Source organism: Microcoleus sp. Pol12B5 (assembly GCF_036701335.1).
Taxonomy (GTDB): domain Bacteria; phylum Cyanobacteriota; class Cyanobacteriia; order Cyanobacteriales; family Microcoleaceae; genus Microcoleus.
Genome location: NZ_JAUBQQ010000080.1, coordinates 1 through 26,951, shown reverse-complemented (window position 1 = coordinate 26,951; position 26,951 = coordinate 1). Strand labels below are relative to the sequence as shown.

Genomic DNA, 26,951 nt, shown 5'->3' with positions numbered 1-26,951 from the left:
GATTTTAAAATCCCAAAAGCCTTTCGACCCCAATTATTTGACTGCTACCCCTTGACAGGTCAAGACAGTATCTACAGGTATTTGCGATTGTTTAACCGGAATTGAAATTAGCATTGATAAAATGTTGAAAAAATGACAGAATATATCTCGAATCTCGCCCAAATTATCTCCGTTCAACCTTACCCGCTGTTGTTTGCGACTGTCAGCGGTTCGCACTTATACGGCTTTCCTTCCGCCGATTCTGACTTCGACTTGCGGGGAGTACACATCTTACCGCTACCGAAAGTAATTGGACTGATTTCTGCAGAAGAAACAATCGAAGTTTCGGAAGTTCGGGAGGGAATGCAACTCGATTTAGTAACTCACGACATCAAGAAATTTTTTGAGTTGCTGTTGAAGCGCAACGGCTACGTGCTAGAACAACTGTATTCGCCGCTGATAGTTTACAGTACAAAGGAACACGAGGAATTAAAGGCTATTGCCTCTGACTGCATAACCAAGCACCACAGCCATCACTATCTCGGTTTTGCTAAAACTCAATGGAAACTGTTTGAGAAAGAACGCCCGCGTCGGGTTAAGCCGCTGCTGTACGTTTACCGGGTGTTGCTGGCTGGAATTCACTTGATGCAAACCGGGGAAGTCGAGGCGAATTTGGTGAAGCTTAATGATAAGTTCCAGTTGTCGTATATTCCTGATTTGATTGAGCGCAAGCTGGCTGGGGAGGAAAAATCTGTGCTGGAAGATACAGATATAGAATTTTATCAGCAAGAGCGCGATCGGCTAATTAATATATTAGAAGATGCAAGTTTTACAAGTCATTTGCCGTCAAATCCTCATGCAAAGGTTGCTCTTAGCGATTTTCTGATAAAGGTGAGGATGTCATCTGTGAACTAACCTATTTCACGCCTAATTAGTCGTTTAGTGCAGCAAGCAGCCTACATATTAGTAATGGGGGGCGCCGAAGAGCGCAGAACCAGATAAACCGGGTTGTTTATTGCGATTAAATAGCCAAAAGCAGTATTTTCGTCGTCCATCAAACCCAGTTTCAAGTGATTTACTTTAATAGCTTTCTGTTTGCTAGTTCGCTAATGGTAGCTATGCCAGTATTTTGTATCTCGGTAGGTTGTGTATTTTTTCCTTGTATGTAAATATTCCAACTTACCCCGCCTAAATATGTCTTGATATATGACATCAAGGCATGGATAAATACAACGATGCCCACCATTTCTAATGACTCTTCAATCGTCGCTATTATCACGTAGGATACATTCTCCATCCCCGTTGTAGAAGCGAGGTATCCCCCTAGCATTTCCACCCCGAATGCACCTCCAATATACAGAGCGCTGGCTACAACAAACAATTTTTTTGTAGATACAGGAAGGTGCAACAGAAACTTAATGTAGGATAAGAGAAATATCGCTACAATAAAACCTATCGGCACAACCCAAGTAAAGTAAAGAAACCCTGTGGCATTTAGCAGGTTTCGCATCGGGTCAACCAATTTTTCGTGCAATTGACCAATTTCGTCTAAAGATATATATAAAAATATGAATGATAAAATTTTCCAGTGATGCTTGTAGCGACAGCTATCCAAATTTTTCGCATGGGCGATGACACCCAGCAAGATAGAACTAAACAACAATGCCAAAAATGAGTATAAGGTTGGAATGTTCCGCTCGTAATCAACGTTGAATGCCTTTGCGAAGTAGTCTCTAGACGGGTATTCCGGCAAGAAGTACAAAGTCATCTGACTTAAGAAAGATAGTACAACTAGACCGACCACCACTCGCAGCAGAAACTGGGTTACAGCTCCAGGAGTTAGAGGAATTTGGAATTTCATGTTCTCTTAACCCTTCTCTTAACCTTGATTTAAAGGTATGCTATCAAAAAAAATCTTTTTTCGGTATATCTACAGATAGAGAAGACTCATCCTGGTGAAGGCGCTCTTTTTTTTTAACTGTAAGATTACTGCCAGATTAAGGAATTTAGCCGAAATTGATCGCCGGAGAGTTTACTCTGGCTATATAAAATTAATTTGTTTCCTGAGATGTAAATTAGATATCTCCAAAAAAGAAGCTGAAATCCTTACTACGGTTTAGTCGATATCTAAATTTGATCGATATCTGCCAGAGAAACTCGGCTTCAGGAAGCCGAGATCCCTCAGTACCGAGGATGTCTGTAATCAAAGGCCATCACTCATTAATCGAGAGTGAAAACCCTGAGAGGAAATAAGAGGTCGATCGCGATCGAGTGATTTGCCGCCATTTGTTAACCTAGACTCCCCCCAGCGAGAACAAAATATCTCCTAGTCAAAGTCAATTAGCTGTCTGTCAATTGCTTATTTCCTAAGTTTTTGCTGCTTTACTTATTTTTCATACCTGCGCGGCGTGTAAACCCAAACATCTCCATATTTGCGGGGAATAATCCGAGTTTGACTGGAACCGACAATAACTAAAGTTCTCATGTCGGCGTCTTGCGGCTGGAATTCGCCGAGGGTGCAAACCCGCACAGATTGACCGGGCCGGCCGAGGTTTCGCCCCAATATGACCGGGGTTTTAGCATCGCGACTTTGCAACAAAATCTCGATCGCCCTTCCGAGTTGCCAAATCCGCTGTTTCGAGATGGGATTGTAAAATGCCATAACTAAATCGGCAGCAGCAGCAGCAGCAATCCGCTGTTCAATGACCTCCCAAGGCTTGAGAATATCCGAAAGCGAAATCACGCAAAAATCGTGTCCGAGGGGTGCTCCGATCGCAGCAGCGGCCGCCTGCATGGCTGAAATGCCCGGTGCCACCCGAATATCAATGCCTTGCCATTCGGGTTTGGCATCAAGGTCGATCGCCTCAAACACCGCTGCAGCCATCGCAAAAATACCCGGATCTCCCGACGAAACCACGGCAACAGATTTGCCGGATGCTGCTAAATCTAGGGCAAAACGGGCGCGATCGATCTCTTCGCGGTTGTCGGAATCGTGCCGCTTTTGTCCTTCACGCAGGGTTCCGGCTAAGTCGAGATAGAACTTGTAACCCACCCAATCCGTGGCTTCGCGCAGAATTTCCTTAACTTCCGGGGACATCCAGGGTGCGCCTCCGGGGCCAGTACCGACGATCGCCAGTTTGCCGGGGCTAATTCCGATCGCCCTAGCATCAAAGGGTTGGGCGGCCAGGGCGATCGCCCAATTCAGTGCGTTTGGGCGATCGGACTCGATTAAGTGACTGTTTGCACCGGCTGCTGTTAGGGCAATTTGTGCGGCCTTATTTTCGATGAATTCAATTGAGTCTAATTCGGCAAGTTCGGATAGATTGAAAAAACGGACGGCGACTTTAAAATATTGTGAAACTGCTTCAAGTGCCGGATTTCCCATTTCATCTTTTAATGCAAAGAATCCCGCAACAGAAGCTGGCGCTAAACCTGCATTTTTCAAGGCTTGCTGGACAAATGAAACCGCTATTTCCGGCTCAATATTCGATAGCTTCGTGAGTGCAACTGCCACAATTTGCGGATGGTAAACTAAACAATCTGGCGTTGGCACAATTGCTTTTTCGGTGACGCGGATGGTCAATTTTGCATCGGGGGCGATTGGCAAATTGCTCTCCGAAAGCCAGCTTGCAGCCCCTTCTAGGCGTACTTTTGCCCCGGCGAGCAAATTTGAAATAAAAGTCTTCGCGTCCTCTGGATTCGCTAAATAATAGCCTTGGGGAGGACTCAACAGCGCGGTGCGAAACCGGATATCTCCGGTAGTGGTAATTGCAGGTTGTACGCCGAGGGCTGCTGCAATCTCTCTGGCCAAATCATTAACGCCGTGCAAACCGCCCAGCAGGGGTACGACAGCGCTTCCATCTTCGGCGACGGCTAAAACTGGCGGTTCGGCGCGTTTGTCTGACAGCAGCGGGGCGAGGGTGCGGATGATTATTCCGGCGGCGCAGATGGCGATGATTGGGGTTTCTGTGGCAAACAATTCCCGCAATGTTTCGCCGAAGTTGCTAAAGTTGATGTCTGTGTTGGAAGTGCGATCGATTAAACCGTAAATCTGGGAACCGGGGAAATGTGCGGAGATTTTTTTGGCGATCGGCAGGCTGTTTTGACCTAAGATAACAATTGCGGGAGGAACTCGATTCACGTTTGTAAATATGGCTGTGTTTGGATTGGTTTGATTATTTTAATCGGTTCTTACTTCAATAAGAAATAGTTGATGAACCGCGAAGGCGCGAAGTAAGAGAAAGCAGAAGTTTATCTGTTTTTTTTGTCTGTCAGTGGCACAGGCATCTTGTCTGTGAATCTCTGCGATTAGTTTATCATTAAAAGAAGCAAATATTTCGACGAGGTTGGGCTGTGAAACGCATTGTCTTAATTGCAGGGTTTGAATCTTTTAATGCTGATTTGTACCGCAAAGCTGCCGAGTTGGCTGTTTCTGGGTGTCAGGGATTGGAAGTACGGGTTTTTAGCGATCGGGCCCTCGTAGACGAACCCGACGCTGTAGCAGCCGCCCTCTCTAATGCTGATGTGTTTTTCGGGAGTTTGCTGTTTGATTACGATGCGGTAATGTGGCTGCGAGAAAGGGTGCAACATATCCCTATTCGCCTGGTTTTTGAGTCGGCTTTGGAATTGATGAGTCTTACTCAAATCGGCGCTTTTAAAATTGGCGACAAACCGAAGGGAATGCCGAAGCCTGTTAAGTTTATTCTGGATAAGTTCAGTAACGGGCGAGAAGAAGATAAGCTGGCTGGTTATATCAGCTTTTTGAAGGTTGGGCCGAAGTTATTAAAATATGTGCCGATGCAAAAAGTGCAGGATTTGCGAAACTGGCTAATTATTTATGGTTACTGGAATGCGGGTGGTGCGGATAATGTTGTCTCGATGTTTTGGATTATTTCCGAAAAGTATTTGGGGCTGAAGGTTGCAGAAATTCCGCCGCCTGTGGAAACTCCCAACATGGGTTTATTGCATCCCGATTATAATGGTTATTTTGAATCGCCTCGGCAATATTTGGATTGGTATCTCGGTAATCAAAGTGCTAGGGGCCGAAAAAATGCCCGTTCCACACAATTTGAAACCAATGGCTTCCCTAATTCAGATCGAGTAAAATCCCCTGTTGTGGGCATCTTGCTTTACCGCAAGCACGTTATCACCAAGCAGCCTTATATTCCTCAATTAATTCGCTATTTTGAAGATGCAGGAATTGTACCTTTACCGATTTTTATCAATGGCGTTGAAGGCCATGTGGCGGTCCGGGATTGGATGACAACTGCTGATGAAACTGCGCGCCGAAAACAAGGCAATATTGAAACTCTTTCGCTTTCTAAAGATGCTGTGGAAGTTGATGCGATTGTTTCTACTATTGGCTTTCCTTTGGTTGGCGGGCCTGCTGGTTCGATGGAAGGTGGGCGTCAGGTGGAAGTTGCTAAGCGCATTTTAACTGCTAAAAATGTACCTTATTTTGTGTCCGCACCTCTGCTGATTCAGGATATCCATTCTTGGACTCGTCAGGGGATTGGGGGTTTGCAAAGTGTGGTATTGTATGCTTTGCCTGAGTTGGATGGCGCGATCGATCCTGTTCCCCTGGGCGGCTTGGTGGGTGAGGATATTTATCTGGTGCCCGATCGCGCGAAACGCCTGACAAGTAGAATTAACAATTGGGTGAAACTACGCCAAACTCCGCCATCTGAAAGGAAAATTGCGATTATTCTCTACGGGTTTCCTCCCGGTTACGGTGCGGCGGGTACGGCTGCTTTATTAAATGTACCGAAATCGCTGCTAAATTTCCTGCACAAACTTCAAGCAGCAGGTTATACAGTTGGAGAAATTCCGGCTGACGGTGAGGAGTTAATTCGCAGGGTGAAAGAGGCGGATGATGCTGCAACCGCAGATGGGGGCGGATTAACGCGGATGAACGCAGATACGGAGGAAATTTACGGCAATACTGTTAATGTTAAAACTCTGGAGAAATGGCTGGGCTACTTGTCAACAAGCCGTATCGAAAAGCAGTGGCAATCTTTAACGGGTACGGGCATTAAGACAGAGGGCGACGAGTTTCACATCGGTGGCATTCAACTGGGGAATGTTTGGATAGGTGTGCAGCCGCCGCTGGGAATTTCGGGCGATCCGATGCGCTTAATGTTCGATCGCGATTTGACGCCTCACCCTCAATACGCCGCTTTTTACAAGTGGCTGCAAAATGATTTGCAAGCTGATGCTGTGGTTCACTTCGGAATGCACGGCACTGTTGAATGGTTGCCCGGTTCTCCTCTGGGAAATACTGGCTATTCTTGGTCGGATATTCTGTTGGGAAGTTTGCCGAATCTTTATATCTATGCTGCCAACAATCCCTCGGAATCGATGTTAGCAAAACGGCGCGGTTACGGTGTTTTGATTTCTCACAACGTGCCGCCCTACGGCCGCGCGGGCTTGTACAAGGAATTGATGGCTTTGCGGGATTTGATTGCCGAATATCGGGAAGATACGGCGAAAAATTATGTGCTGAAAGAGGCTATTTGTAAGAAAATTTTAGATAGCAGTTTGGAGGCTGATTGTCCGTTTGAGGATGCTCGCGAGTTGGGGATTGCTTTTAGTTTTGAGAATGTGGGAATGTTCAGTCCTGATGCTTTTAACCGCTATCTGGTGAAGCTTTACGAGTATTTGCAGGTGGTGGAAAGTCGCTTGTTTTCTTCGGGTTTGCACGTTCTCGGGGAACCCCCTAATTCTGAGGAAATGACCTCTTATCTTGAGGCTTATTTTGGGGATAGGTTATCACAGGAAAAGGTGAAAATAATTGTTTCCCAAGCAAGCACAGGCAAGATGCCTGTGCCACAAGAGGGGTTAGATGGGGTTTTTGAGGAGGGTTTGTTGGTGCGGGATTTGTTGTTGCAAACGACGGATGAGTTGACTAATCTTTTGCGGGGTTTGAATGGGGAATATATTCTGCCTGCACCGGGTGGAGATTTGTTGCGGGATGGGGCTGGGGTGTTGCCAACTGGTAGGAATATTCACGCTTTAGACCCTTATCGGATGCCTTCTCCGGCGGCTTATGAAAGGGGGCGCGAAATTGCTCGGAAAATTATTGAGAAGCACGTTGAGGAACAGGGGAGTTATCCTGAGACTGTGGCGGTGATGTTGTGGGGTTTGGATGCGATTAAAACGCGGGGCGAATCTATTGGAATTCTGCTGGAATTGGTGGGGGCTGAACCTCTGAAAGAAGGTACTGGCCGCATTGTTCGCTATGAATTAAAACCGTTAGCTGATGTCGGTCATCCCCGGATAGATGTGTTGGGAAATCTTTCGGGGATTTTCCGTGATAGCTTTGTGAATATTATTGAATTGTTGGATGATTTGTTCGTGCGGGCGGCGGATGCTGATGAACCGGAATCGGAGAATTTTATTCGCAAACACGCTTTAATTTTGCAGGTAAAAGGTGTGCATAATTATTCGGCGAGGTTGTTTTCTAATCCGGCTGGGGATTTTGGTTCTTTGGTTAATGATAGGGTTGTTGATGGTAGTTGGGAATCGGGGGATGAGTTGGGGAAAACTTGGGAAAGTCGCAATGTTTTTAGTTACGGGAGGAAGGATAAGGGGGAAGCGAGGCCGGAGGTTTTGACTCAGTTGTTGCAAGGGTGCGATCGCATAATTCAAGAAATTGATTCTGTGGAATACGGTTTGACTGATATTCAAGAGTATTATGCGAATACTGGCGGTTTGAAGAAAGCCGCAGAAAAGCAGCGCGGCAAAAAGGTTAACACGAGTTTTGTAGAAAGTTTTTCTCAGGATACAACTCCGCGCAATTTAGAAGATTTGCTGCGCTTGGAATATCGAACTAAGTTGCTAAATCCTAAGTGGGCTAACGCGATGGCAAATCAAGGTTCGGGCGGCGCTTATGAAATTTCGCAGCGGATGACGGCGTTAATTGGTTGGGGCGGAACGGCTGATTTTACTGATAGTTGGGTTTACGATCAGGCGGCTGATACTTATGCTTTAGATGAAGAGATGGCGAAGAAGTTGCGGGAGGCCAATCCTGAAGCTTTTCGCAATATTGTCGGCAGAATGTTGGAGGCTAACGGGCGAGGTTTTTGGCTGCCGGATGCGGATAAGTTGCAGCAGTTGCGCGAGTTGTACGAGTTAACAGATGAGAAAATTGAAGGGGTGACAGTGTAGTGTTTTTAATATAAATATTTAGGGGCGGGCTAGAAGCCCACCCCACAATAGTTTCAAAATTTGTCAGGTGCAAGTTAGAGGCGTGGCTATTAAATCCCCCGATCGCCCTGCGGTTTTGCTACAGGAACGGACGGTTTATTGTTTGGAGAATTAAAAGCTCGATCGACCATATCTCCAAAGGGGACAAACTGCGGTGCAGACGATTGACCTCCGGTTCTGAAAGTTGTCACGGGCCCGCTGCCGTCTTGGGCAAAATTAATCAATCTCGTTAAAGCATCACCGGGATTTTTAGCATTGCGCTTGTCTAGGGTGAACAGCAGATTTTGAGAGTTGCAGCGCCCCCGTCCGTTCACATAACAAACTACGGGCAAGTTATTAACAATTCCTGTTGTTAACTGCAAGTTGCTCAATCTTCCGCCATTCTGGGCAACAGCTTTGGTCAATCTATTGGAAACAATTTGACAGCGCTGCCAAGGTGTATATTCGCGGCCGAACTCGGTAGATTTCCACAGAATCATTGGATCTGTTGTGACATTTCCCCGCCGCGCAATTGTGACAAAATTACGACCGGAAGTAACGCACTGAAATGTTGTTCTAGTGTTATTCCAGTTGCTCGTTGGAGCAGCTTGTACTTGGCTGGCAAAGGCGACAGTACCGGCGAACACTAAAGCGGATGCTAATAAGGGTGCAGTCAATTTCATAATAACTCCTGCCGCTAAGGCAGTTAAATTTATGTAGGAAGTCATAGTTGTAGGAACAGGGCAGTATCTATTGGTGTCAATTTAAGACTGAAAACCTTATGTATCTCTTGTTTATACCCGACGAGTCTCGATCCCCCTAAATCCCCCTTAATAAGGGGGACTTTGAGAAGCCTCCTGTCCCCCCCTTATTAAGGGGGGTTAGGGGGGATCTAGACTCCGATACAAACAAGAGAGACGGTCGGTTTGACGTTAAGTTGTGACTAATAGCCAGTGTGCTGTCCCTACCTATTCAAATTCTGCTGGTTGGCTGTCGCACCCGGATATTTTTCAAATATTAAATCAGGTTAGTTGCATCTCATGTCTGTAGGTACATGGCAGTGTGGTGTCTTTATTTCAACACTTGGGAAGGTGGCTTTAGGAACACGGCACAGCTTTTGCTTTGTTTCCAACACTTCGAGACTGTGGCACAAGTATCATAGATAGTGTTTTTAGCTACATTCTACAAAGCCACGACAGTCAACAATGGTAAGTAAAACTACAAAGGACAGCTCGGAAATAGGCTGGCAAATAACTTTTTATGAAACCTCGAATCATTGTTTGCGGGTTGGGGCACACGGGACACAAGATTTTTTGTTTGTTGAGACAGCAAGGAGCGATTGTGGTTGGTATTAGCGATCGCCCAATTCGCGGCGAAACTTCTGATGTGGTTGTCGGCAATTTGCAAGCAGCTTCTACCTTGTTGGCGGCAGGCATTCAAAACGCTCACACTTTAGTAATTGCAGGAGACGATGATGCTGTAAATTTGGCAATTTTGATGCAAGCGAGGATTCTCAATCCTCAGATTCGCATCATCAACAGATTGTTCAATACTAGCTTGGGCGACAGAATTGACCACACTTTGCCCGATCACACTTCCATGAGCGTTTCATCGTTGGCGGCTCCGGTTTTTGCCTTTGCGGCTCTCGGAAATCAGGCGATCGGGCAGTTGCGTTTGTTCGATCGCACTTGGGCGATTCACGAAGAATATATCGATGAAACACATCCTTGGAAAAATCGCAAGCTGAGCGATTTGTGGGACGATCGATCGCGAATGTTGATTTATTATCTCCCGGCTGCTGACAAAACTGATTTAGTATCGGCGGTGCTTGCAGATCGGCAGTGTCAGCAGGGCGATCGGCTAATTGTTGCCACTCAGCCGACTATCCGCAGCACCCAAAAAACTTTAGCTCAAAAACTGCTCAAAACATTAACTAAGCTGCACAGATTTCAGCAGCACAGCCAAGCAGCAGTAATTGTGGTACTGGCACTGCTGGCCATGATTGCCGTTGCTACTGCCACCTATATTTGTGTTGACGAGCATATCTCAATTGTCGATTCTCTCTATTTTTCAGTAGGGATGATTACCGGAGCAGGAGGCCATGAAAAAGTAGCCGAACAAGCTCCCGAAAGCATTAAACTATTTACAATTGTCATGATGTTAGTTGGAGCCGGCATCATCGGCCTCTGCTACGCACTGCTCAACGATTATGTATTGGGAACTCGCTTTACCGAATATTGGGATGTGGCGCGAGTTCCGCAGCGCCATCATTACATTATCTGCGGACTCGGAGGAATTGGCATCCAAATTGCTAAAGAACTGCACACTAACGGTTACGATATTGTGGCGATCGAGCAAGATCCAAACTGCCGGTTTCTGAACACGGCTCGCTCAATGAAAATTCCGGTCATTCAGGGAAGTGCTAGTTTGCCCGCAACTTTGGAAGCTGCTAATGTTAAGCAAGCGGCAGCACTTTTAGCGGTAACTAGCAGCGATATGTCTAATGTCGAAATTGCCTTGAGCGCTAAAGGATTGGCACCAAAACTATCAGTTATTGTCCGCAACCAAGATCCACATTTTGCTTTAATGGTGCAGCAAGTTTTTGAGTTTGAAGGAGTTTTGAACCCGACGGAATTGGCGGCTCCTGCTTTCGCGGCGGCGGCGATTGGAGGCAGAATTTTGGGCAACGGAATGACTGCTGATAGTCTATGGGTTTGCTTGGCCACATTGATTACGCCAAACCATCCTTTCTGTGGCCACCGTATTCAAGATGCTGCTAAGTCTGCGGATTTTGTGCCTCTGTATGCCGAAACTAAGGGTCAAACTATTCACGGCTGGGATTTGCTGAATTGTTGTCTGAGTGCGGGGGATGTTTTGTATTTGACGATGCCTGCGAATCGGTTGGAGCAACTGTGGAGAACGACCTCTGAACTAATTAAAACTTAATGGTTTGACGCGGGAATTTATATTGCCGATCGCTCAATTGCAACTACAAACCTGATAAAATGGTCTCTGTCTAGTAAATAAGACTTACGACTAATCCTCTGAAATCCGGTTTCTTAGGGCAAGTTCTAGTATAAATAATCAACAAACTCTCAATTAGTTGCGATATAGAATGAGAAAATTTTTAGCATTATGTGTGTTTGGTCTGATAATTGCGATCGCCTCTGTAGCTGTCGCCGCTCAACCTTTGTTCGTCGCTTATCCTCCCGTTAACCACAAAACTACAGCCGATCGCATCTTTTTAATCGGCACAGCGCCCGCACCGGGACAAGTGTTAGTAAATGGCAACCAAATTTCGCGCACCGCATCCGGGCATTTCGCCCCGACTTTTCCGCTGCAACTCGGCGAAAATGTCTTTACATTGCGTTACGACAATCAGGAAGTCAAAATTAAGGTGACGCGCGAGTCGAATCAGCCAGTAGCTCCTGTAGGATTGGCTTTTGCTAAAGATTCCCTGACGCCGAAAGTCGATGTCGCGAGTTTGCCGGGGGAATATATTTGCTTTGGGGCGATCGCACCTGCGAATGCTCAAGTTTCGGTAAAATTGGCGGGAGTTACTATTCCTTTAAAAGCGCGATCGCAAGTGGAACTACCCGACAACGCATCTGTACTTTTAGACGCAAATTCCCCGATCAATAAAGGCGGCAGCCAACAGTATCAAGGCTGCGGTAAAACCCCTGACAACGCCCTCTCATCTAAGGGAGAAACAGTTGATTTAGGCGTGCCATCGTTTAAACTAACAATGAACGATAAAACTATCAGCCAACAGGGTACTGGCAAGATTTCTATTCTTTCTCCGGTTGACTTAGAAATAGCCGAAGTGACAGCAGATCCTGGTGTTGTCAGAACCGGAGCGAGTACAGATTTTTCTCGGATGACACCGCTGCCGAAGGGAACGCGAGCAACAATTATTGGGCGCGAGGGAGAATGGATCAGACTCGATTACGGTGCTTGGATAAAAGCATCGGAAGTGCGAATTGTCAAGGATACAGTGCCTCCGCGATCGATTATTCGCAGCGCCAGCTCGCGTCAAGTTTCCGGCTGGACAGAGGTGTTATTTCCCTTAGAAACACCCGTCCCAGTCACCGTGCAGGAAGGAGAACGCACTTTCACTTTAACCCTGTACAATACTACCGCTCAAACTGACATTATTCGCCTCTCGGATGACCCAGTAATTTCACGTTTAGAATGGCAACAAATCGCGCCACTGCAAGTACAATATACTTTTAATCTCAAATCTGCCCAGCAGTGGGGCTATAAATTGAGATACGAGGGCACAACTTTAGTGCTGTCTTTAAAAAACCCGCCGGCGAATACAAGCATGATACCTGTGTCGCAAGCAAAGCCGCTGTCGGGAATTAAGATTCTCATCGATCCTGGACACGGCGGGCCAGAGGATGGAGGTGCTGTGAGTCCAGTGGGAATTAGGGAAAAAACAGTATCTTTAACAGTGTCGAAATTGGTGCAACAGGAATTGGTAAATCGGGGCGCGAATGTGGTAATGACGCGGGTAGAAGATGTCGATTTGGATTTGCCACCGAGGGTGGCAATGATTCAAAAAGAAGAACCTGCGATCGCAATTTCAATTCACTACAATGCTTTGCCGGATAACGGCGATGCCATTAAGACTAAAGGCGTCGCCGCTTTCTGGTTTCACCCGCAAGCGCACAGTTTGGCAATGTTTTTGCACAATTATTTAGTTGCCAAGTTGAACCGTCCGAGCTATGGTGTATTCTGGAACAACTTAGCCATGACTCGTCCTGCCGTTACTCCATCTGTTTTAATGGAATTGGGATTTATGATCAATCCCGAAGAGTTTGAATGGATTGTGAATCCGACAGAACAAAGAAAATTAGCTGAGGCGATCGCCCAAGGTGTTACCGAATGGTTTGCCTCGGTCAAATAATAGTTAGTAGTAAGGACTGAAGTCATTCTCAAAAAAATTATAGTCAGGACTTCAGTTCAGCCAATCCAAGGAAATGAAATAATGCTAATTTTTACTCAATCAAAAGCCTTTTTTATTGCAGCAGTCGTTGCAAGTTTTAGCTTCTCGCTTTACAGCTTTCCTGTTTTCGGCAAGCAGCAAAGCCTGGCTCCCGCAAAAGCAGAAGCTTTAAAAAAGCAAACTCAATGCTCATTTATTACAGGTGAAGGTGGCGCTGTTAACATTCGCAAAGGCCCAGGCAATAAGTACGCGGTTGTAGCTAAACTCAAAAGAGGAGACGGAGTTAGAGCTGTCAGCAGACAAGGTAATTGGGTGAAAATTGCGGCCAGATTTTCGGGTAATCCTCCTAATGAAACTTTGACAATCCTTGACGGTTGGGTAAGCAATCAATTTATTAATGGCTGTTCCGAAGACCAATTTGACAGGTGGCGGCAATAGGGAATTTGGTTTGTAGTAAGGATTTCAGTCCTTAGTTGAGATGAAAACTAAAGTCCTCACTACAAACCACACCAGGAAATTTTTAAAAGTGGTACAAAAAAGGATCACGCCCTGATTCATTGTTGCATTCTCAACCAGCTAAACATCTGTTCGGCAGTGATATTCAGGGGAATCATTTCCGGCACAGGAAGGACATCGCTACCTTCACAGAATTGCGGTTTTTGGTTGGGCAAAAACGCTAAAATCGATCCTCTGGATCGACTAGCCACCCCAACTGACAATTATGTTGCAGACAGTGAATAATTTTTCTAGTAACCCGATTTGAGCTTTGCTGTGGCGACAGGATTTCGATCACCCAATACGGTGCAATTCGCACATCATCCACTGGTTCGCCGGTGTCATCAAATTGAATCTGTTCCCATAATAGTACGGCACTATCTGGAACAATCGAGCGACCGCCAAAGGTACACCGCAACCCTGGAAAAGCATAAGCTATCTTGGGAGTTTCCGTCACCTGATTAATTTCGTTGCAGGCTTTGGACTGCAATAGGCTGTGCTTTATTTTCGGCAGCGGTTTTTGGATAATCTCCCCCTCAATATATTCGCTAGCCGGTTTGGTTTCTGGCAGTTTCATAAATTCTTCCAGCGTGAGGCGCCCAGTTGCGATTGCCATAAATAAATTCCTCAATTCTACCTATCTTCAATGTAAGCAAAAAAATATTTGCCTTGCACAAAAATTGTGTTACCTCGCCTAATTTTTCGGAACAATCTGCTGCTTAAACTCAAACAAATTAGGATTTTCCGGATCATAAAAAACCCGCAACCAATGCACGTTGGGAGAACCAAAAGTTTCAACTCTAGTAAAATTTTTCATTCTCGGTAGTTGAGTCTCATCGGTAAAATGGGGTAAAGGTTTATCGATGCGGAAATAGTGAGTATCGCCGTGGACGAATACAACCTGCCCTGGGAAATTGCCTGTTTCTGTTTCCAGAGTTGCGATAAAATCGTTGTAACCGCTTCTTCTTTTGTCCGTCGGATCGAGTTCAAATCCCGGATTTGCCTGTGCAACTAACACAATTCCTTTGCTGTTGCTGCGTTTGGCTAAAGCAAAACATTCTTTGATCCAGGCTAAGTTAGCCCAATTGCGATCGGCATATTCTGCATCTGCTTCGGGAGTACGGCCAAAATTGTTGTTGCTTCCCGGCATATTAATCGCCAAAAACACAACGCCACGATAAATCCAGCGAACATTTTCGCGGAATTTAGCAAACTGCGGGTTTTCGCTTTGACGGGTGAGAGTTAAGGTGCGCTTTCCCAAACTTTGATTACCCTGGTTGAAAATTTCCCGCAGTTTAGCGAGTCTTTCTACTGGATCGTAACTGCCGTTTTTTGATCGGTGGCAATCCGTCCATTCATTATCGCCATACGCAAGAATAAACGGCATCTCAAAATTGTCAAATAACTGCTTGCGGCTGACAAAAGTTGCATCATCGCAGACACTAGAACCGTTTTTAATGTCGCCGTCGTGGACTACAAACGCTGCGGGCGATCGATTGATATCTGCAATCAAACTCGGAAATTGTTTTTCCTGTTCGGCACTGTAGGGCAAATCGCCAATCAAGGCAAATTCAAAAGGTCTATTGCTGGAAGTTTGAGCGTAAGTTAAAACACCAAAACCCGTAATTAATACAAAAACAATAAAGGCAATAATTAGATAGTTTTTTTTCATCTATTTAGCCGTAACTGAATTAATTATGATACCATATAAGCCGACAAATCACTCTCAAAAATCATGAATTTTCGTCGGTTGCTCTCGCTAATTGCCATGCTTTCGATCGCAGGCTGCAATATTCAAACGCCACAAACCAACACACAGCCTACAGAAAGTCGTAGCTTGCGGGGCGGGACGCCATCGCCAATTGCAGCCCCTGTTCCCGCCCAACCAAAGTCTGAGATCAAAGAAGCAAAACTAATTGCTGTCGGTGACATTATGATGCACAGTACCCAAACGCGATCGGGCTACGACGCAAAAAATAAAACATACAATTTTGACACTTTCTTCGCACCAGTTCAAAGTATCCTATCAACAGGTGATTGGGTCATCGGAAATCTCGAAACACCTTTAGCGGGCGAAGATGCGGGCGGATATACGGGATATCCGCTATTTAACGCACCGGCTCAATTAGCGGATGCTGCTAAAAAAGCCGGATTTAATATCTTGACAACCGCGAATAATCATGCTTTAGACCGTGGAGAAAAAGGAGTAATTAGGACGATCGCCAATCTGAGCGATCGCAAAATTGCTTCCACAGGAACAGCCACATCAGCCGCCGCAGCTTCACGCACTTTAATCAGCACCAAAAACAACATTTCATTAGCCAAGCTAGCCTACACCTACGGCACAAACGGCATTCCCATACCCAAAGGCAAAGATTACTTAGTTTCCCTAATCGACGAAAAAAAGATAGTCAAAGACATTGCCAAAGCCCGCAAACAAGGAGCAGATATTATCGCAATTTCCCTGCATTTTGGCGACGAATATCAGCGACAGCCAAACCCCCAACAAAAACAATTAGTTGAAAACCTATTAAAAGCTGGTGCCGACATCATTCTCGGCAGCCATCCCCACGTCGTTCAACCTTACAAAATTTTTAACTTTCCCCGAAAAAATGGCAAAACCCGCAAAGCTGTAGCAATTTATTCAATGGGAAACTTCATTTCCGGTCAGAATAGAAAATATACAGACTTAGGCGTAATTTTGCAAGTAAATATTCGCAAAAAATTTCCCGAAAAAACCACAGAAATTACAGAGGTAAAAACACATCCTACTTGGGTGCACCGCTACAGCTTGAACAACAAATTCAACTACCGCGTTTTGCCCCTAGCAAAAACTGTCACCGGTAAAAGAGATCCACTCTTAGCAACTTCGCAATATCCAATTTTATTAAAATATTTGCAGGATATGAACAATCATCTTAACTCTTTAAATAAACCCCCAGATAATAAGAAATCCCTCCCTTAAGCCGGGGGGACTGAATAGCAGTCTATCTAAGTTTTAGGTTTTAGGTTGGATACTTAATCTATTCCACCTACCACTTATTTTTGAGAAGATTTTTCTACACGTAACTGAACAAACCTAGAGCACTCTGAGTTAAAAATCTGTCCTGCAAAACGGCAATTAATTCGTAATTTGAATTTTGTTCTCGGTAAATAGCCGTGCCAGAAATTCCCTGAATTGGAGAGCCATCTAAGAGGTAGTCAGACGCACTTCCTTGCAGTTGAATTGTGTCTGCAAAGGGCAGATAATCAGTAATTAATGCGTAGTCAGCATCGCCGCCAACATTGTAGAAAGCCTGACCGGGCGCACCGAGAACGAAGGTATCCAATCCTGTCCCGCCAATCAGTGTATCTGCATCAATTTCCGCCCCGTAACCGTAAGCAATTATTCGGTCATTTCCGCTACCGCCATCTAAATAGTCGCTGCCATCGCGGCCTACGCCACTATCAGTTAGGATGTCGTTTCCATCGCCGCCGTAAAGAGAATCATTTTCCGTGCCGCCGATGAGAAAATCATCTCCAAACTCGCCGTCTAATTTATCGTTTCCGCTACCTCCAATTAGGATGTCATCCGCATACCCGCCCCGCAGTTCGTCATTACCGCTACCCCCATTTAATTGGTCGTATCCATAGCCACCGTCGAGGAAGTCATCGCCATTTTCACCAAATAGTTGGTCGTTGCCAAAACCGCCATAGAGTGTATCGTCATCTTCGCCACCGTACAGAAAGTCGTTTCCGCCCAAGCCGACTAGAGAATAATCCCCTGCTAAGCCGTATATGACATCATATTCTGGGGTGCCTTTCAAGCTGTCTGTTTCTTCAGTTCCAGTGATAACCATTGTTTTAGTTCCTGAAATTGCTAGTCGGGAGCGCAAATTGTGCGAGCGAAATTGCCATCAAGGTGGGATGGCAAAATCTAAGAGCGCGATCGCTCTCCCTTAATCAGTTATATCTACTTTAACTATTTTGAAAATTTTCGACCAGTCGCTTGTTTGAGTGACACTCATTTTAGGGAACTCAACTGCTGAATGAGCTCATCAATCTCCCCTTCCACATCAGCAACCTGCTCAACATCGGGAATCTGCTGGCGCTGCACCATCACCACCGGAATTCCCAGTTCTCTAGCCGCAACAACTTTAGCATAACTAGCAGATCCTCCGCTGTTTTTACTAACAATTATATCACTCAGCTATTTTAATAGTAATTGCCGCTCGTATTCCAATATAAAAAGTCCCTTGCTAATAACAATTTACCGTTAGGTATAGGAGTATTTAGTGCAGGAGGATCGATCGCCCCCATCAAAAACCAAATAGTCACTGATCTAGGGTGCGTCAGGGAAAACGATATTACCCGAAATCGCGGTACGGCAGTGCCGTTTCCCTACAAATCGGGCGATCGTTACATCCGATCCGGTTGATTTTACCCGTTACCCGAAATTAGGACACCGCACTGCCGTTTTCCTACCATTAACCGGGGAGTCGTTATATCCGATCGCGCGATCGCCCTGGACTCCGCAAGATTCTGATGGAGTTCTTCTGTATAATTCTCACAGTGAGGACAAACTATTCTTGACGCTAAAACACGAGCGTCGAAAGTAAATTTGTCTCTCAAGTTGAGTACAAGTTTCCACCTTGACTCCCGGCAAGTCGGGAGTATCTCAATGAAAGCAGGCAAGCTAGAAATTGAGATTCTCCCTACATACCTTCGGGCTCTGATGCGATCGGGCGATCGACAAGATTGCTGTAGGAAAACCGCACTACCGTTTCCTGACTGCCGTTTCCTTACCCCCAGGGTAAGCGCATCTTAAGTGGTTACTTACGATACAGACAAATTGCCTTTACTGCTAAAATAGGTCAAAGATATTAGTTTTGTGGCAAGGAGCAGAGCTAAAATCAACTTGTTTTTGCGTTCTCAAACATTCTCAAATTTTAGTGAGTCGGCAAAATGTAGTTTTAAATACTGCTTTTTGCAACTAATAATGCAAGAGAAGGAAATTAAGTTCAGTTAAAACGATTTTTTGAGTTTTTTCTATATCAAGTGCAAAAAATCTGTCAAATTTTATACAAAATTAGATGCGCTTACCCTGTCCTTACCCCCAGTTTTTTTTAAAGTCGCATAAATTTTCAGTAAATACCGATCTACACACTTCCCAAACCCAAAGTTAAAATATAGCCAATAAAAAAAATAGCTCTTCCTAGCTGTTTTTTTGGCAAGCTAAATATCAGGGAGTTCATCTACGTGTCAATAAATAAAACGCTTAAAGGCAGAGCCACTACACCTGCTGCAGGTTTTACAATGATTGAGCTATTGATAATTCTTTTAATCATAGGAATATTTTGTGCGATCGTTGCCCCCTCTTGGCTCATGTTTATCAACAACCACCGTTTAAAGCTATCGCTCGATCGAGCTTATTGGGCAATGGAACTTGCCCACAGCAACGCCAAACGCGACAAAATTTCATGGCAAGCCAGCTTCAAACAAGTAGGAGAAAATGTACACATAGCCGTTCACCCAGCCGACGTTCCCCCAGCCCAAATACCAGGCAGTCAATGGAAAAACCTAGAACCGCAAATTCAAATAGATACAGTTATAAACGACAAAGGAGGATATGAAACAACACTACTTCCAGTAAATGAAAACAACGAGCAAAAAGAAAACGGCACAATCCGGCGCGTCATGTTCAACCACAGAGGTTGCCCCGTATCTCGAAGCGACCATGACTGCACGCTAACGAGTATAAGAGCCAAAGGAACCCTAACACTATATCATCCCAACTTAAGAAACAGCCAACGCTGCATCATCATCTCCACTCTTTTAGGACATAAACGCACCTCCAAACGACAATCAAAACCCAACGAAAACAAAAGATATTGTTACTGAGTCACTGATGTAGGGTGCGTCAGGGAAAACGATATTACCCGAAATCTGGACACGGCAGTGCCGTTTTCCTACAAATTGGGCGATGCTTACATCCTATCACCCGATGAATTATGTTGGGGGTAGGGAAACGGCATTGCCGTCTCCTCCATCGCCTTGTTGTCGATAGCTATATTCGATGTCAATTTCTGACGCCACATCTCAGATATAATCAACTACTTCTTACTCGGCGCAATCTTCTCAATAGAAATCAGCGCCTCCATCACCGACTCCACAATCGGCGCCGCCACCGTACCCCCCGAAGAACCCTGATTAGGCTCATCAATCACCGCCAGCACCACATACCGAGGAGCCTCCACAGGCATTATCCCCACAAAGCTAGTAATAATCGCGTTCTTAGAATAACCCCCACCAGCATTAGCTTTTTGAGCCGTGCCTGTTTTTCCAGCAATCCGATACCCAGGAATTTGTGCAGCTTTCCCCGTACCACCATCAACCACAGTTTCCATCATTTCTAATACTTGCTTAGTAGTTTCCGGCGAAAAAACCTGCTTTGGAACCGCCCTCGGAAGCTTCCAATAAGCTTCACCTTCCCTATCAAAAAGTCCCCGCACAACGTGAGGAGTCACTAACTTGCCACCATTAGCCAAAGCGCCGTTAAGCTGCACCAACTGCATCGGAGTAATCGAAAAACCTTGCCCAAAGGCCGTAGTAGCAACTTCCACCGGAGAGTTAATAAATTGCTCTCGATTTTTAAGTTGACTGCTTACTTCAAAAGGCAAATCAGTTCCCGCAGTTTGTCCGAGTCCGAGTTTTTCTAAAGCTTGATAGTAAAGAGAAGGTTTCATGGTTCTCATGATGTGCACCATCCCCACATTACTAGAATGTTTCAAAATCTCAGTAACAGTCGAAGGGCCGCGCGCGCCTGCTCTTTGGTAATCGGAATTTTGGATGGTCCAGGGATTCATATAAATCCGACCTTCATCGTTAAACACAGTATTAGGTTTCACCGCACCCGCTTCCAGAGCGATCGCCACATTAATCGCTTTAAAAGTCGAACCAGGCTCATAAACATCAGTGACAGCCCAATTTTTATAGCGCGACAAATCGAAATTAAAATATTGATTCGGGTCATAAGAAGGTTCCGCCACAACTGACAGCAATTCCCCGTTACGGGCATCCATCACAATCACTGTGCCCCGCTTCGCATCGTGTTGCTTCATTTTTTCCTTGAGGGCACTTCGGGCAGCCCGCTGCAAGCGAATGTCGATCGTCAATTGCAATTTCAAGTCATCAAGCTGTACAAATCCCGCCGTCAGCCGATCGGGAACCCAATTCCCATTGCTCGACCTGCTAAACTGAATCGACGGCATCGATCGTTCCAACAAATTCTGCTGGCTGTATTCCACCCCGGCTTGTCCCTTCCGTTCCCCGTCCACATAACCGAGGATATCCGCCGCCAATTCCTGCTGCGGGTAAAAACGCTGTTGCTGCCGCAGCAACTCCAAGCCATCGACCAGACTCTCTTTAATTTGCATCCCAGCGACGCGATCGGCAACCTCTTGAGGCAGAGACTCCGCAATTGTAATACCGCTTTCAGCAAGATTAAACCTGCGTATCAATTCAGTTTCCGACGTAGTGCCCGGAGTCAGTTCGATCGCCAGCATCGGAGCCAACTTAGCAGCAATTTCCGCCTTCGAGTGGTTAAACAACTTCGGGTGAGCGTAGAGCGTGTACACCTGTCTGTCGATCGCCAAAACATTTTCTGCGCGGTCAATTATCGGGCGTCTTGGTACAAAGGGCTTCGTTTTGAGAGTTTGCTGCTGCTCGGCCTGTTTACGCAGCGCCGGAGCTCGCGTCACCTGCAAATAAAACAAATTCACAGCCAGCCCCAGCCCCCCCAGCATCAACACCGCCCACACCGCCCACAAACGGAACTTGCTGCGCTTTAAACGCTCCACCGGTCGCCCCCAAGATGCAGCCGTCTGTTGTGGCGATCGGCCGAAACTGCCGGAATATCTAGGTTTGGCTGTTTTTTCCCACCCAGTACGCGCGGCGAAGCTATCCCGTAGGGAATCGCCCGCCTGTTTTTTGCGTTTAAAATTCGGCGATCTGTAGCGGTCAAAACGGGGGTCGTAGCTCATGGCATTAAAAATTCAATAGCAAGTTAGAGCGTTTTAGAATTTAGAATTTATAACTTAAATCTTAAAAGATAAAATTCACGACTTGGGAATGAGCATTCCCTATCAGGGTTTGGATCACCTACAGTTGCATTCTATTTTTTGAAGTGGTCTTAATTATTTTTAATCTGTAACTTACGGCGGGAAGCAGAAAATCGATCGCGACTTGCAAAAAAGTCAAAAAGGAAATTAGATCCTCCAATTCTCAAGCCCTCGGACACTCAGGCCCTCGGGCGCTCTCCGCTTTGACACAGGTTTAATAGCCCAGCGGTGTTTCCACACCGGCTCGACTCTTGAGAGCGGGCTCAGAATTTGGTGCCGCAACGGGCGATCGAGTTTCAGGGGCAGGCTGCAAGAAAATCGTGTCCCCAGGATTCTGTGGAACCAAACCGGTTTCGGAATTTTGGGCTTCTTTAGCAAGTTGGTGTTTCAAGACTTCGCTAGAAGCACTCAATTGCTGTTCCCGGAGGCGCAGAGTTTCCAGTTTTTGATACTCCTGACTCCAGCGCTGCTCGCCGTAAACTGTCAAGCCGTAGAGACTCAGAGCACCGCCCAAAAGCATAAGCGCTACCACTGAGGAGGCGCGCTGTGCCTGCAGGAGCGATCGTAACCACACTGGCTGCTGCTGGCGATTGGGCAAGACTTTCAGCACTGATGCGGACGATCGAGTCTGAGCCTCTTCATCTACTGGCGAGTAGTTGGGCAATACCGGCCCTGTCTTCGCCCGCCTAGCTTTGGCAATAGAAGTAACTTTGCTTTTGGCAGCGCCAGCAGCGGGCTTGCGGGTCGATCGGGAGCGGGGAGAATCGGGGGATCTGATAGCAGCGGTCATAGAGTTCACCAATACGTAAAGTGGGGTAGCTTCAGCTTGATTGAGGTTAAAAGTTTTTTGTCTCCGAGATCGCCAGTGGTGGCTATCTGCGTTTGATCGGTTATCCTTACCAAGGATACCTCACAAGCCAACCAACCCATCCTACCACTGGTCTCTTTGACTTCAGGATTTGCCAAAAAAAAGAAATCTTTGCTGGTTAGCGATAATCTATGTGAAATTTATTAATAAATGCAGTATTGTAATCAACGAGCGAATCGTTGAGCTATTCGTGCCAGCATTGTTTCTCAAGTACACTATTCCCTTCCTTGCGATGGGTTTTCAATGTTAAGGAGTTTTTATGAACAAGGGATTAATTCGTTTGACTTTGGTAGTGGGCTTGGCCGCCGCCCTCGGCGCCTGCGGAGGTGAGACCACCAGCCCCACCAGCCCTTCTCCGGGCGGACCTGGCACTACTACTACTACTCCTCCTGCTGCTTCTTCTCCATCTCCAAAGGCCACTCCAACTACTAGCCCTGCCCCTACTCCTAAAAAGCCCTAACAAGGGCTCTATCCGAGTCGGTACCCAACGAGCCTAGCCTCGGGGTGAAAAATGGTTCGCTCCTCGCATTTTTTCATCTCATCGGTCTAGGTCTCAAGTTGGGTGGTAGTGATTGTCTGATGCTTTTACTACTAAAGTTCAGTACGTCCCGTTACTGCAGCAAAGTCCGCTGATTCGCTGCGTTACAAAAACATTCCCTTTCAACTAGAAAATTTGACCAATAATTGCTTGATGGTACCCGCCACGTGATTTATCCGTGGAATCAATCCCAAATCCAAAAACCTTGCATCCTCAAGCCCACGGATAAATCCGTGGTGTCAATCTCAAATCTCAAATCGAATGACTCCCTGCCTGCAGGTCTTGAAACTCAAACCTGTGACAGGATGTTTGAGGACATTGCCACTGCTGCTGCCTCAACTGAATATCCACCGGAGGCAAGCGAGACTCGACGCAAATTTTCCACTCTATCCAGTCTCCCTTGCCTTCCCCGCAACTGTTCCCACAGACGAGAGGAAAGCAAGCAGAGACTTGGATGCTCGTCGAAAACTGGCTCGATGACAGCATCGGCATTGCTACTTGATTTGTTGACTACGAGTTTCGCGTCTGTGCGGTCAAGCACATCGAGTCGTCTGTTTTGAGCAAGTTTAGTGATTCAATTGGCGCCGTACCAGTTCGGTATTAACCCTGCCTCGGCAAAACTCGCTCCAGTTGCGCCTCAGTGCTGCTTTAAACCTATTGCACCGTCGCTGGTAGGATGGTGCTAGTTTGGTAGGCAATTCCTTGAGGATGGCAGATATTGCTTGCTGCTGTCGCCATGCTGAGTGCTTTAGCTTTGATTCCTCAATACCGAGTTAAGCATCCTTGGCTGTTTGAGTGTATTGCCCAAATTCACGGACTTTGTGGGGAAACCCAGCCTCCAGAATCTGAAAGTCTATCGATCAGGCTATCCTCCCTACCTGAAAATTCCAAGTAAACTATTAACTGCTGCCCCACACTTACAGGATTGACCCTCCTGTCGCGGCAAATCGACAATAGTTTGAAAATTTCTCATATCACATATTAAATAATAAGTCAAGGATATTTCGGAAAAATATAAATTTTTCAATTTGTTTTAATATTTCTATACTTAGATGTTAGCAGCAAAACCCCAGCTCTGCCGCCGGCAAGGCAACAGCCTGCCGTGTGTGCAAGGGCGCGCGCTGGAGCTGCAGCAGTCAAGATCATGCTAATCAGTGGTAGGATCAGCGATCAAAAATGTATCCAAATGTAAAGTGCAGCGCCGCTCTAGGTTTTGAAAGCCATTTAGTTAAAAGATTGAGGTAAGTAGTTTTATGCCCGCGACCGTCCCCTTTGAACAGATTGACCGAATTGTTTGGAATCAGCACCACGATCCATTTGAAGTGCTAGGCCCTCACGCGATCGAAGAAAATGGCAAAAAAGTCTGGGTCGTCCGAGCTTATCTGCCGAATGCGGATGCGGTATCCGTAGTTTTGCCGGAGGCCAGGGCCGAATACCCGATGAAATCAGAACATCACCCTCACTTTTTTGAATGTACGATCGACACCCCAGAACTAGCAAACTATCAATTGCGGGTCAAAGAAGGGGAACACGAGCGCTTCATCTATGATCCCTACGCCTTTCGATCACCCAAACTCACAGAATTCGACCAGCACCTATTCTCAGAAGGCAATCACCACCGCATTTATGAAAAACTCGGGGCGCACCTCACCGAAGTAGGCGGCATCACAGGAGTATATTTTGCTGTTTGGGCTCCGAATGCCCGCAACGTCTCTGTTTTAGGAGATTTTAACTATTGGGACGGCCGCAAACATCAAATGCGGAAGTCGCAAAACGGCATCTGGGAATTATTTATTCCGGGACTATCCGTGGGAACTTCCTACAAATACGAAGTGAAAAACCAAGACGGACATCCCTACGAAAAGTCCGATCCTTACGGTTTCCAGCAAGAAGTGCGGCCGAAAACAGCATCAATTGTCACCGACTTAGACACGTATACTTGGCACGACAGCGCTTGGATCGAAAAGCGGCGACACACAGACCCACTGACGCAGCCGATTTCGGTTTACGAATGCCACATCGGTTCTTGGCTGCACGCGGCTACTGACGAACCCGCCGTGCTACCAAATGGGGAAATAGAACCCCCCGTGCAGGTTTCGGAACTCAATCCCGGGGCGCGCTTTCTGACTTACCGGGAATTAGCCGATAGGCTGATACCCTACGTCAAAGATTTGGGATTCACTCACATCGAAATGCTGCCCATCGCCGAACATCCTTTCGATGGTTCTTGGGGCTACCAAGTAACCGGCTATTTCGCCCCAACTTCCCGCTACGGCAAACCTGAAGATTTCATGTATTTTGTTGACCAGTGCCACGCCAACGGCATTGGTGTACTGGTGGACTGGGTACCGGGACATTTCCCCAAAGACGGTCACGGCTTGGCTTTCTTTGACGGAACTCACTTGTACGAACACGCCGACTCCCGCAAGGGCGAACACAAAGAGTGGGGAACTCTAGTATTTAACTACGGGCGCAACGAAGTACGGAATTTCCTAGTATCAAACGCTCTGTTCTGGTTTGACAAGTACCACATCGATGGGATTCGGGTAGATGCCGTAGCCTCGATGCTTTATTTGGATTACTGCCGCGAACCGGGAGAATGGCTGACCAACCAGTACGGGGGTCGGGAAAATATCGAGGCGGCAGATTTTCTACGACAGGCGAATCACGTCATTTTTAGCTATTTCCCAGGTGCGTTGTCGATCGCCGAAGAATCTACCTCTTGGCCGATGGTATCTTGGCCGACCTATGTGGGGGGTTTGGGTTTCAACCTGAAGTGGAACATGGGTTGGATGCACGATATGCTCGACTATTACCACATGGACCCGTGGTTCCGCCAGTTCCACCAGAACAACATAACTTTCAGTATGTGGTACAACCACAGCGAGAATTTCATGCTGGCTTTGTCCCACGATGAGGTAGTCCACGGCAAAGCCCACATCATCGGGAAAATGCCAGGGGACGAATGGCAAAAGTTTGCAAACGTGCGGTGTTTGTTTACTTTTATGTTTGCTCATCCCGGAAAGAAAACGATCTTTATGGGGATGGAGTTCGGCCAGTGGCAAGAGTGGAACGTTTGGGGGGATTTGGAGTGGCGTTTGCTGCAATTCGAGCCGCACCAAAAGTTGAAGCTGTTTTTTAAAGATTTGAACAATTTGTACCGCAGCGAAACGGCACTTTACAGTCAAGATTTTGCTGAGGATGGGTTTGAGTGGATTGATTGCAGTGACAACCGACACAGTGTCGTGGCATTTGTGCGCCGAGAGAAGGATGGCGACGAGTTTGTGGTGACGGTGTGCAATTTTACGCCGCAGCCGCACTCTCACTATCGCGTAGGAGTGCCGGAACCAGGTTTCTATACGGAGTTGTTTAACAGCGACGCGCGGGAATACGGCGGTAGCAATATGGGGAATTTGGGGGGCAAGTGGACTGAGGAGTGGTGGTTCCACAACAGTGCTTATTCGATCGACTTGTGTTTGCCACCTTTGGGGGTCTTGATCTTAAAGCTCGATCGGGCAAAAACAACAGCAAAATCTCAACAGTTTTAAGTTGTGAGTCATGAGAGTTTTGAGTTAAACATCAAAACTTTATTAAACCTAAAAATTTGAGGGTATTTAGAAACCCGGTTTCTTGGACAAACCGGGTTTTTTCTGTTTTGTTGTTGCGAAAAAAGGAAGTTCTGCAACGGATTCGCTTTCTTCGGATTTAAGGCGTTTCTGGGGGGGTGACAAAGAGGTCTACGAGATAGACTGTATAAGGGTTGCAGCCCGCATACCTTGTTGATAAAAGCGGCGTTTAGAAGGAGTTAACTTCATTAACTGTTCCACCTCCAAAGAATAT

The 26,951-nt window shown here is 46.3% G+C and carries 18 protein-coding genes and 1 pseudogene; 9 read left to right on the top strand and 10 right to left on the bottom strand.

All coding sequences use genetic code 11. The annotated features are described in order from the left end of the window. Positions 1-132: 132 nt before the first annotated feature. On the top strand, positions 133-894 hold the full coding sequence (locus tag QUA24_RS23785; RefSeq protein WP_333232580.1) for a nucleotidyltransferase domain-containing protein: 762 nt from the start codon (positions 133-135) through the stop codon (positions 892-894). Between the two features lie 160 nt (positions 895-1,054). On the opposite strand, the gene QUA24_RS23780 is transcribed toward QUA24_RS23785, so the two are convergent. Beyond that, positions 1,055-1,840 (bottom strand): hypothetical protein, encoded by a 786-nt coding sequence (locus QUA24_RS23780; RefSeq protein ID WP_333232578.1) that lies wholly within the window; start codon positions 1,838-1,840, stop codon positions 1,055-1,057. A gap of 525 nt (positions 1,841-2,365) precedes the next feature. Beyond that, positions 2,366-4,120, bottom strand: a complete 1,755-nt coding sequence (gene cobJ / locus QUA24_RS23775; protein WP_333232576.1) for a precorrin-3B C(17)-methyltransferase — start codon at positions 4,118-4,120, stop codon at positions 2,366-2,368. A 212-nt stretch (positions 4,121-4,332) separates the two neighbouring features. Here cobJ and bchH point away from each other — a divergent pair, with 212 nt between their 5' ends. Then, positions 4,333-8,145, top strand: coding sequence for a magnesium chelatase subunit H (gene bchH, locus QUA24_RS23770; RefSeq protein ID WP_333232574.1), 3,813 nt, complete (start codon positions 4,333-4,335; stop codon positions 8,143-8,145). A gap of 89 nt (positions 8,146-8,234) precedes the next feature. Here bchH and QUA24_RS23765 read toward each other — a convergent pair whose 3' ends face one another. Then, entirely contained in the window at positions 8,235-8,846 is a 612-nt protein-coding gene (locus QUA24_RS23765; protein ID WP_333232572.1) for a COP23 domain-containing protein, read from the bottom strand. 577 nt (positions 8,847-9,423) lie between these two features. Between QUA24_RS23765 and QUA24_RS23760 the strand changes: the two genes are divergently transcribed. The 3 genes from QUA24_RS23760 to QUA24_RS23750 all read left to right on the top strand — a co-directional run bounded on the left by QUA24_RS23760 (position 9,424) and on the right by QUA24_RS23750 (position 13,549). Next, positions 9,424-11,109, top strand: coding sequence for an NAD-binding protein (locus QUA24_RS23760; protein ID WP_333232571.1), 1,686 nt, complete (start codon positions 9,424-9,426; stop codon positions 11,107-11,109). Between the two features lie 169 nt (positions 11,110-11,278). Continuing rightward, on the top strand, positions 11,279-13,072 hold the full coding sequence (locus QUA24_RS23755; RefSeq protein WP_333232569.1) for an N-acetylmuramoyl-L-alanine amidase: 1,794 nt from the start codon (positions 11,279-11,281) through the stop codon (positions 13,070-13,072). 81 nt (positions 13,073-13,153) lie between these two features. Beyond that, positions 13,154-13,549 carry an SH3 domain-containing protein gene (locus QUA24_RS23750; RefSeq protein WP_333232567.1) on the top strand — a complete coding sequence of 132 codons (396 nt, stop codon included), beginning with the start codon at positions 13,154-13,156 and terminating at the stop codon, positions 13,547-13,549. Positions 13,550-13,787: 238 nt separating this feature from the next. Here the strand turns inward: QUA24_RS23750 and QUA24_RS23745 are convergent, their stop codons facing one another. Both QUA24_RS23745 and QUA24_RS23740 read right to left on the bottom strand, forming a co-directional pair. Then, positions 13,788-14,222, bottom strand: a complete 435-nt coding sequence (locus tag QUA24_RS23745; protein WP_333232566.1) for a Uma2 family endonuclease — start codon at positions 14,220-14,222, stop codon at positions 13,788-13,790. Positions 14,223-14,300: 78 nt separating this feature from the next. Beyond that, positions 14,301-15,278 (bottom strand): hypothetical protein, encoded by a 978-nt coding sequence (locus QUA24_RS23740; protein ID WP_333232564.1) that lies wholly within the window; start codon positions 15,276-15,278, stop codon positions 14,301-14,303. 63 nt (positions 15,279-15,341) lie between these two features. Here QUA24_RS23740 and QUA24_RS23735 point away from each other — a divergent pair, with 63 nt between their 5' ends. Then, positions 15,342-16,571: a CapA family protein gene (locus QUA24_RS23735; RefSeq protein WP_333232561.1), complete on the top strand. Its 1,230-nt coding sequence runs from the start codon at positions 15,342-15,344 to the stop codon at positions 16,569-16,571. A gap of 94 nt (positions 16,572-16,665) precedes the next feature. Here the strand turns inward: QUA24_RS23735 and QUA24_RS23730 are convergent, their stop codons facing one another. Both QUA24_RS23730 and QUA24_RS23725 read right to left on the bottom strand, forming a co-directional pair. After that, a complete protein-coding gene (locus tag QUA24_RS23730) occupies positions 16,666-17,445 on the bottom strand; it encodes a calcium-binding protein (protein WP_333232560.1) in 780 nt (259 codons plus the stop codon). 269 nt (positions 17,446-17,714) lie between these two features. After that, positions 17,715-17,783, bottom strand: a pseudogene (locus QUA24_RS23725) (cobalt-precorrin-6A reductase); the annotation flags it as partial. A 1,118-nt stretch (positions 17,784-18,901) separates the two neighbouring features. On the opposite strand from QUA24_RS23725, the gene QUA24_RS23720 reads away from it, so the two are divergent. Then, a complete protein-coding gene (locus QUA24_RS23720; RefSeq protein ID WP_333232558.1) occupies positions 18,902-19,486 on the top strand; it encodes a transcriptional regulator in 585 nt (194 codons plus the stop codon). Between the two features lie 212 nt (positions 19,487-19,698). Here QUA24_RS23720 and QUA24_RS23715 read toward each other — a convergent pair whose 3' ends face one another. Then, on the bottom strand, positions 19,699-21,627 hold the full coding sequence (locus QUA24_RS23715; RefSeq protein WP_333232556.1) for a penicillin-binding protein 2: 1,929 nt from the start codon (positions 21,625-21,627) through the stop codon (positions 19,699-19,701). Positions 21,628-21,919: 292 nt separating this feature from the next. After that, a complete protein-coding gene (locus tag QUA24_RS23710) occupies positions 21,920-22,495 on the bottom strand; it encodes a hypothetical protein (RefSeq protein WP_333232554.1) in 576 nt (191 codons plus the stop codon). A gap of 337 nt (positions 22,496-22,832) precedes the next feature. On the opposite strand from QUA24_RS23710, the gene QUA24_RS23705 reads away from it, so the two are divergent. Beyond that, entirely contained in the window at positions 22,833-23,033 is a 201-nt protein-coding gene (locus tag QUA24_RS23705; protein ID WP_333210036.1) for a serine protease, read from the top strand. Between the two features lie 367 nt (positions 23,034-23,400). Here QUA24_RS23705 and QUA24_RS23700 read toward each other — a convergent pair whose 3' ends face one another. Next, the gene (locus tag QUA24_RS23700) at positions 23,401-23,652 is read right to left on the bottom strand and encodes a hypothetical protein (RefSeq protein WP_333232553.1); all 252 of its coding nucleotides are present in this window, start codon (positions 23,650-23,652) and stop codon (positions 23,401-23,403) included. A gap of 712 nt (positions 23,653-24,364) precedes the next feature. Here QUA24_RS23700 and glgB point away from each other — a divergent pair. Then, positions 24,365-26,659, top strand: a complete 2,295-nt coding sequence (glgB, locus tag QUA24_RS23695) for a 1,4-alpha-glucan branching enzyme (RefSeq protein ID WP_333232551.1) — start codon at positions 24,365-24,367, stop codon at positions 26,657-26,659. Positions 26,660-26,951 lie beyond the last annotated feature (292 nt).

What these genes read in the sequence shown, in the direction of transcription:
- QUA24_RS23785 (WP_333232580.1), top strand. Translation starts at nt 133, where the DNA reads ATGACAGAATATATCTCGAATCTCGCCCAAATTATCTCCGTTCAACCT.
- QUA24_RS23780 (WP_333232578.1), bottom strand. Translation starts at nt 1,840, where the DNA reads ATGAAATTCCAAATTCCTCTAACTCCTGGAGCTGTAACCCAGTTTCTG.
- QUA24_RS23765 (WP_333232572.1), bottom strand. Translation starts at nt 8,846, where the DNA reads ATGAAATTGACTGCACCCTTATTAGCATCCGCTTTAGTGTTCGCCGGT.
- QUA24_RS23760 (WP_333232571.1), top strand. Translation starts at nt 9,424, where the DNA reads ATGAAACCTCGAATCATTGTTTGCGGGTTGGGGCACACGGGACACAAG.
- QUA24_RS23755 (WP_333232569.1), top strand. Translation starts at nt 11,279, where the DNA reads ATGAGAAAATTTTTAGCATTATGTGTGTTTGGTCTGATAATTGCGATC.
- QUA24_RS23750 (WP_333232567.1), top strand. Translation starts at nt 13,154, where the DNA reads ATGCTAATTTTTACTCAATCAAAAGCCTTTTTTATTGCAGCAGTCGTT.
- QUA24_RS23745 (WP_333232566.1), bottom strand. Translation starts at nt 14,222, where the DNA reads ATGGCAATCGCAACTGGGCGCCTCACGCTGGAAGAATTTATGAAACTG.
- QUA24_RS23740 (WP_333232564.1), bottom strand. Translation starts at nt 15,278, where the DNA reads ATGAAAAAAAACTATCTAATTATTGCCTTTATTGTTTTTGTATTAATT.
- QUA24_RS23735 (WP_333232561.1), top strand. Translation starts at nt 15,342, where the DNA reads ATGAATTTTCGTCGGTTGCTCTCGCTAATTGCCATGCTTTCGATCGCA.
- QUA24_RS23730 (WP_333232560.1), bottom strand. Translation starts at nt 17,445, where the DNA reads ATGGTTATCACTGGAACTGAAGAAACAGACAGCTTGAAAGGCACCCCA.
- QUA24_RS23720 (WP_333232558.1), top strand. Translation starts at nt 18,902, where the DNA reads ATGATTGAGCTATTGATAATTCTTTTAATCATAGGAATATTTTGTGCG.
- QUA24_RS23715 (WP_333232556.1), bottom strand. Translation starts at nt 21,627, where the DNA reads ATGAGCTACGACCCCCGTTTTGACCGCTACAGATCGCCGAATTTTAAA.
- QUA24_RS23710 (WP_333232554.1), bottom strand. Translation starts at nt 22,495, where the DNA reads ATGACCGCTGCTATCAGATCCCCCGATTCTCCCCGCTCCCGATCGACC.
- QUA24_RS23705 (WP_333210036.1), top strand. Translation starts at nt 22,833, where the DNA reads ATGAACAAGGGATTAATTCGTTTGACTTTGGTAGTGGGCTTGGCCGCC.
- glgB (WP_333232551.1), top strand. Translation starts at nt 24,365, where the DNA reads ATGCCCGCGACCGTCCCCTTTGAACAGATTGACCGAATTGTTTGGAAT.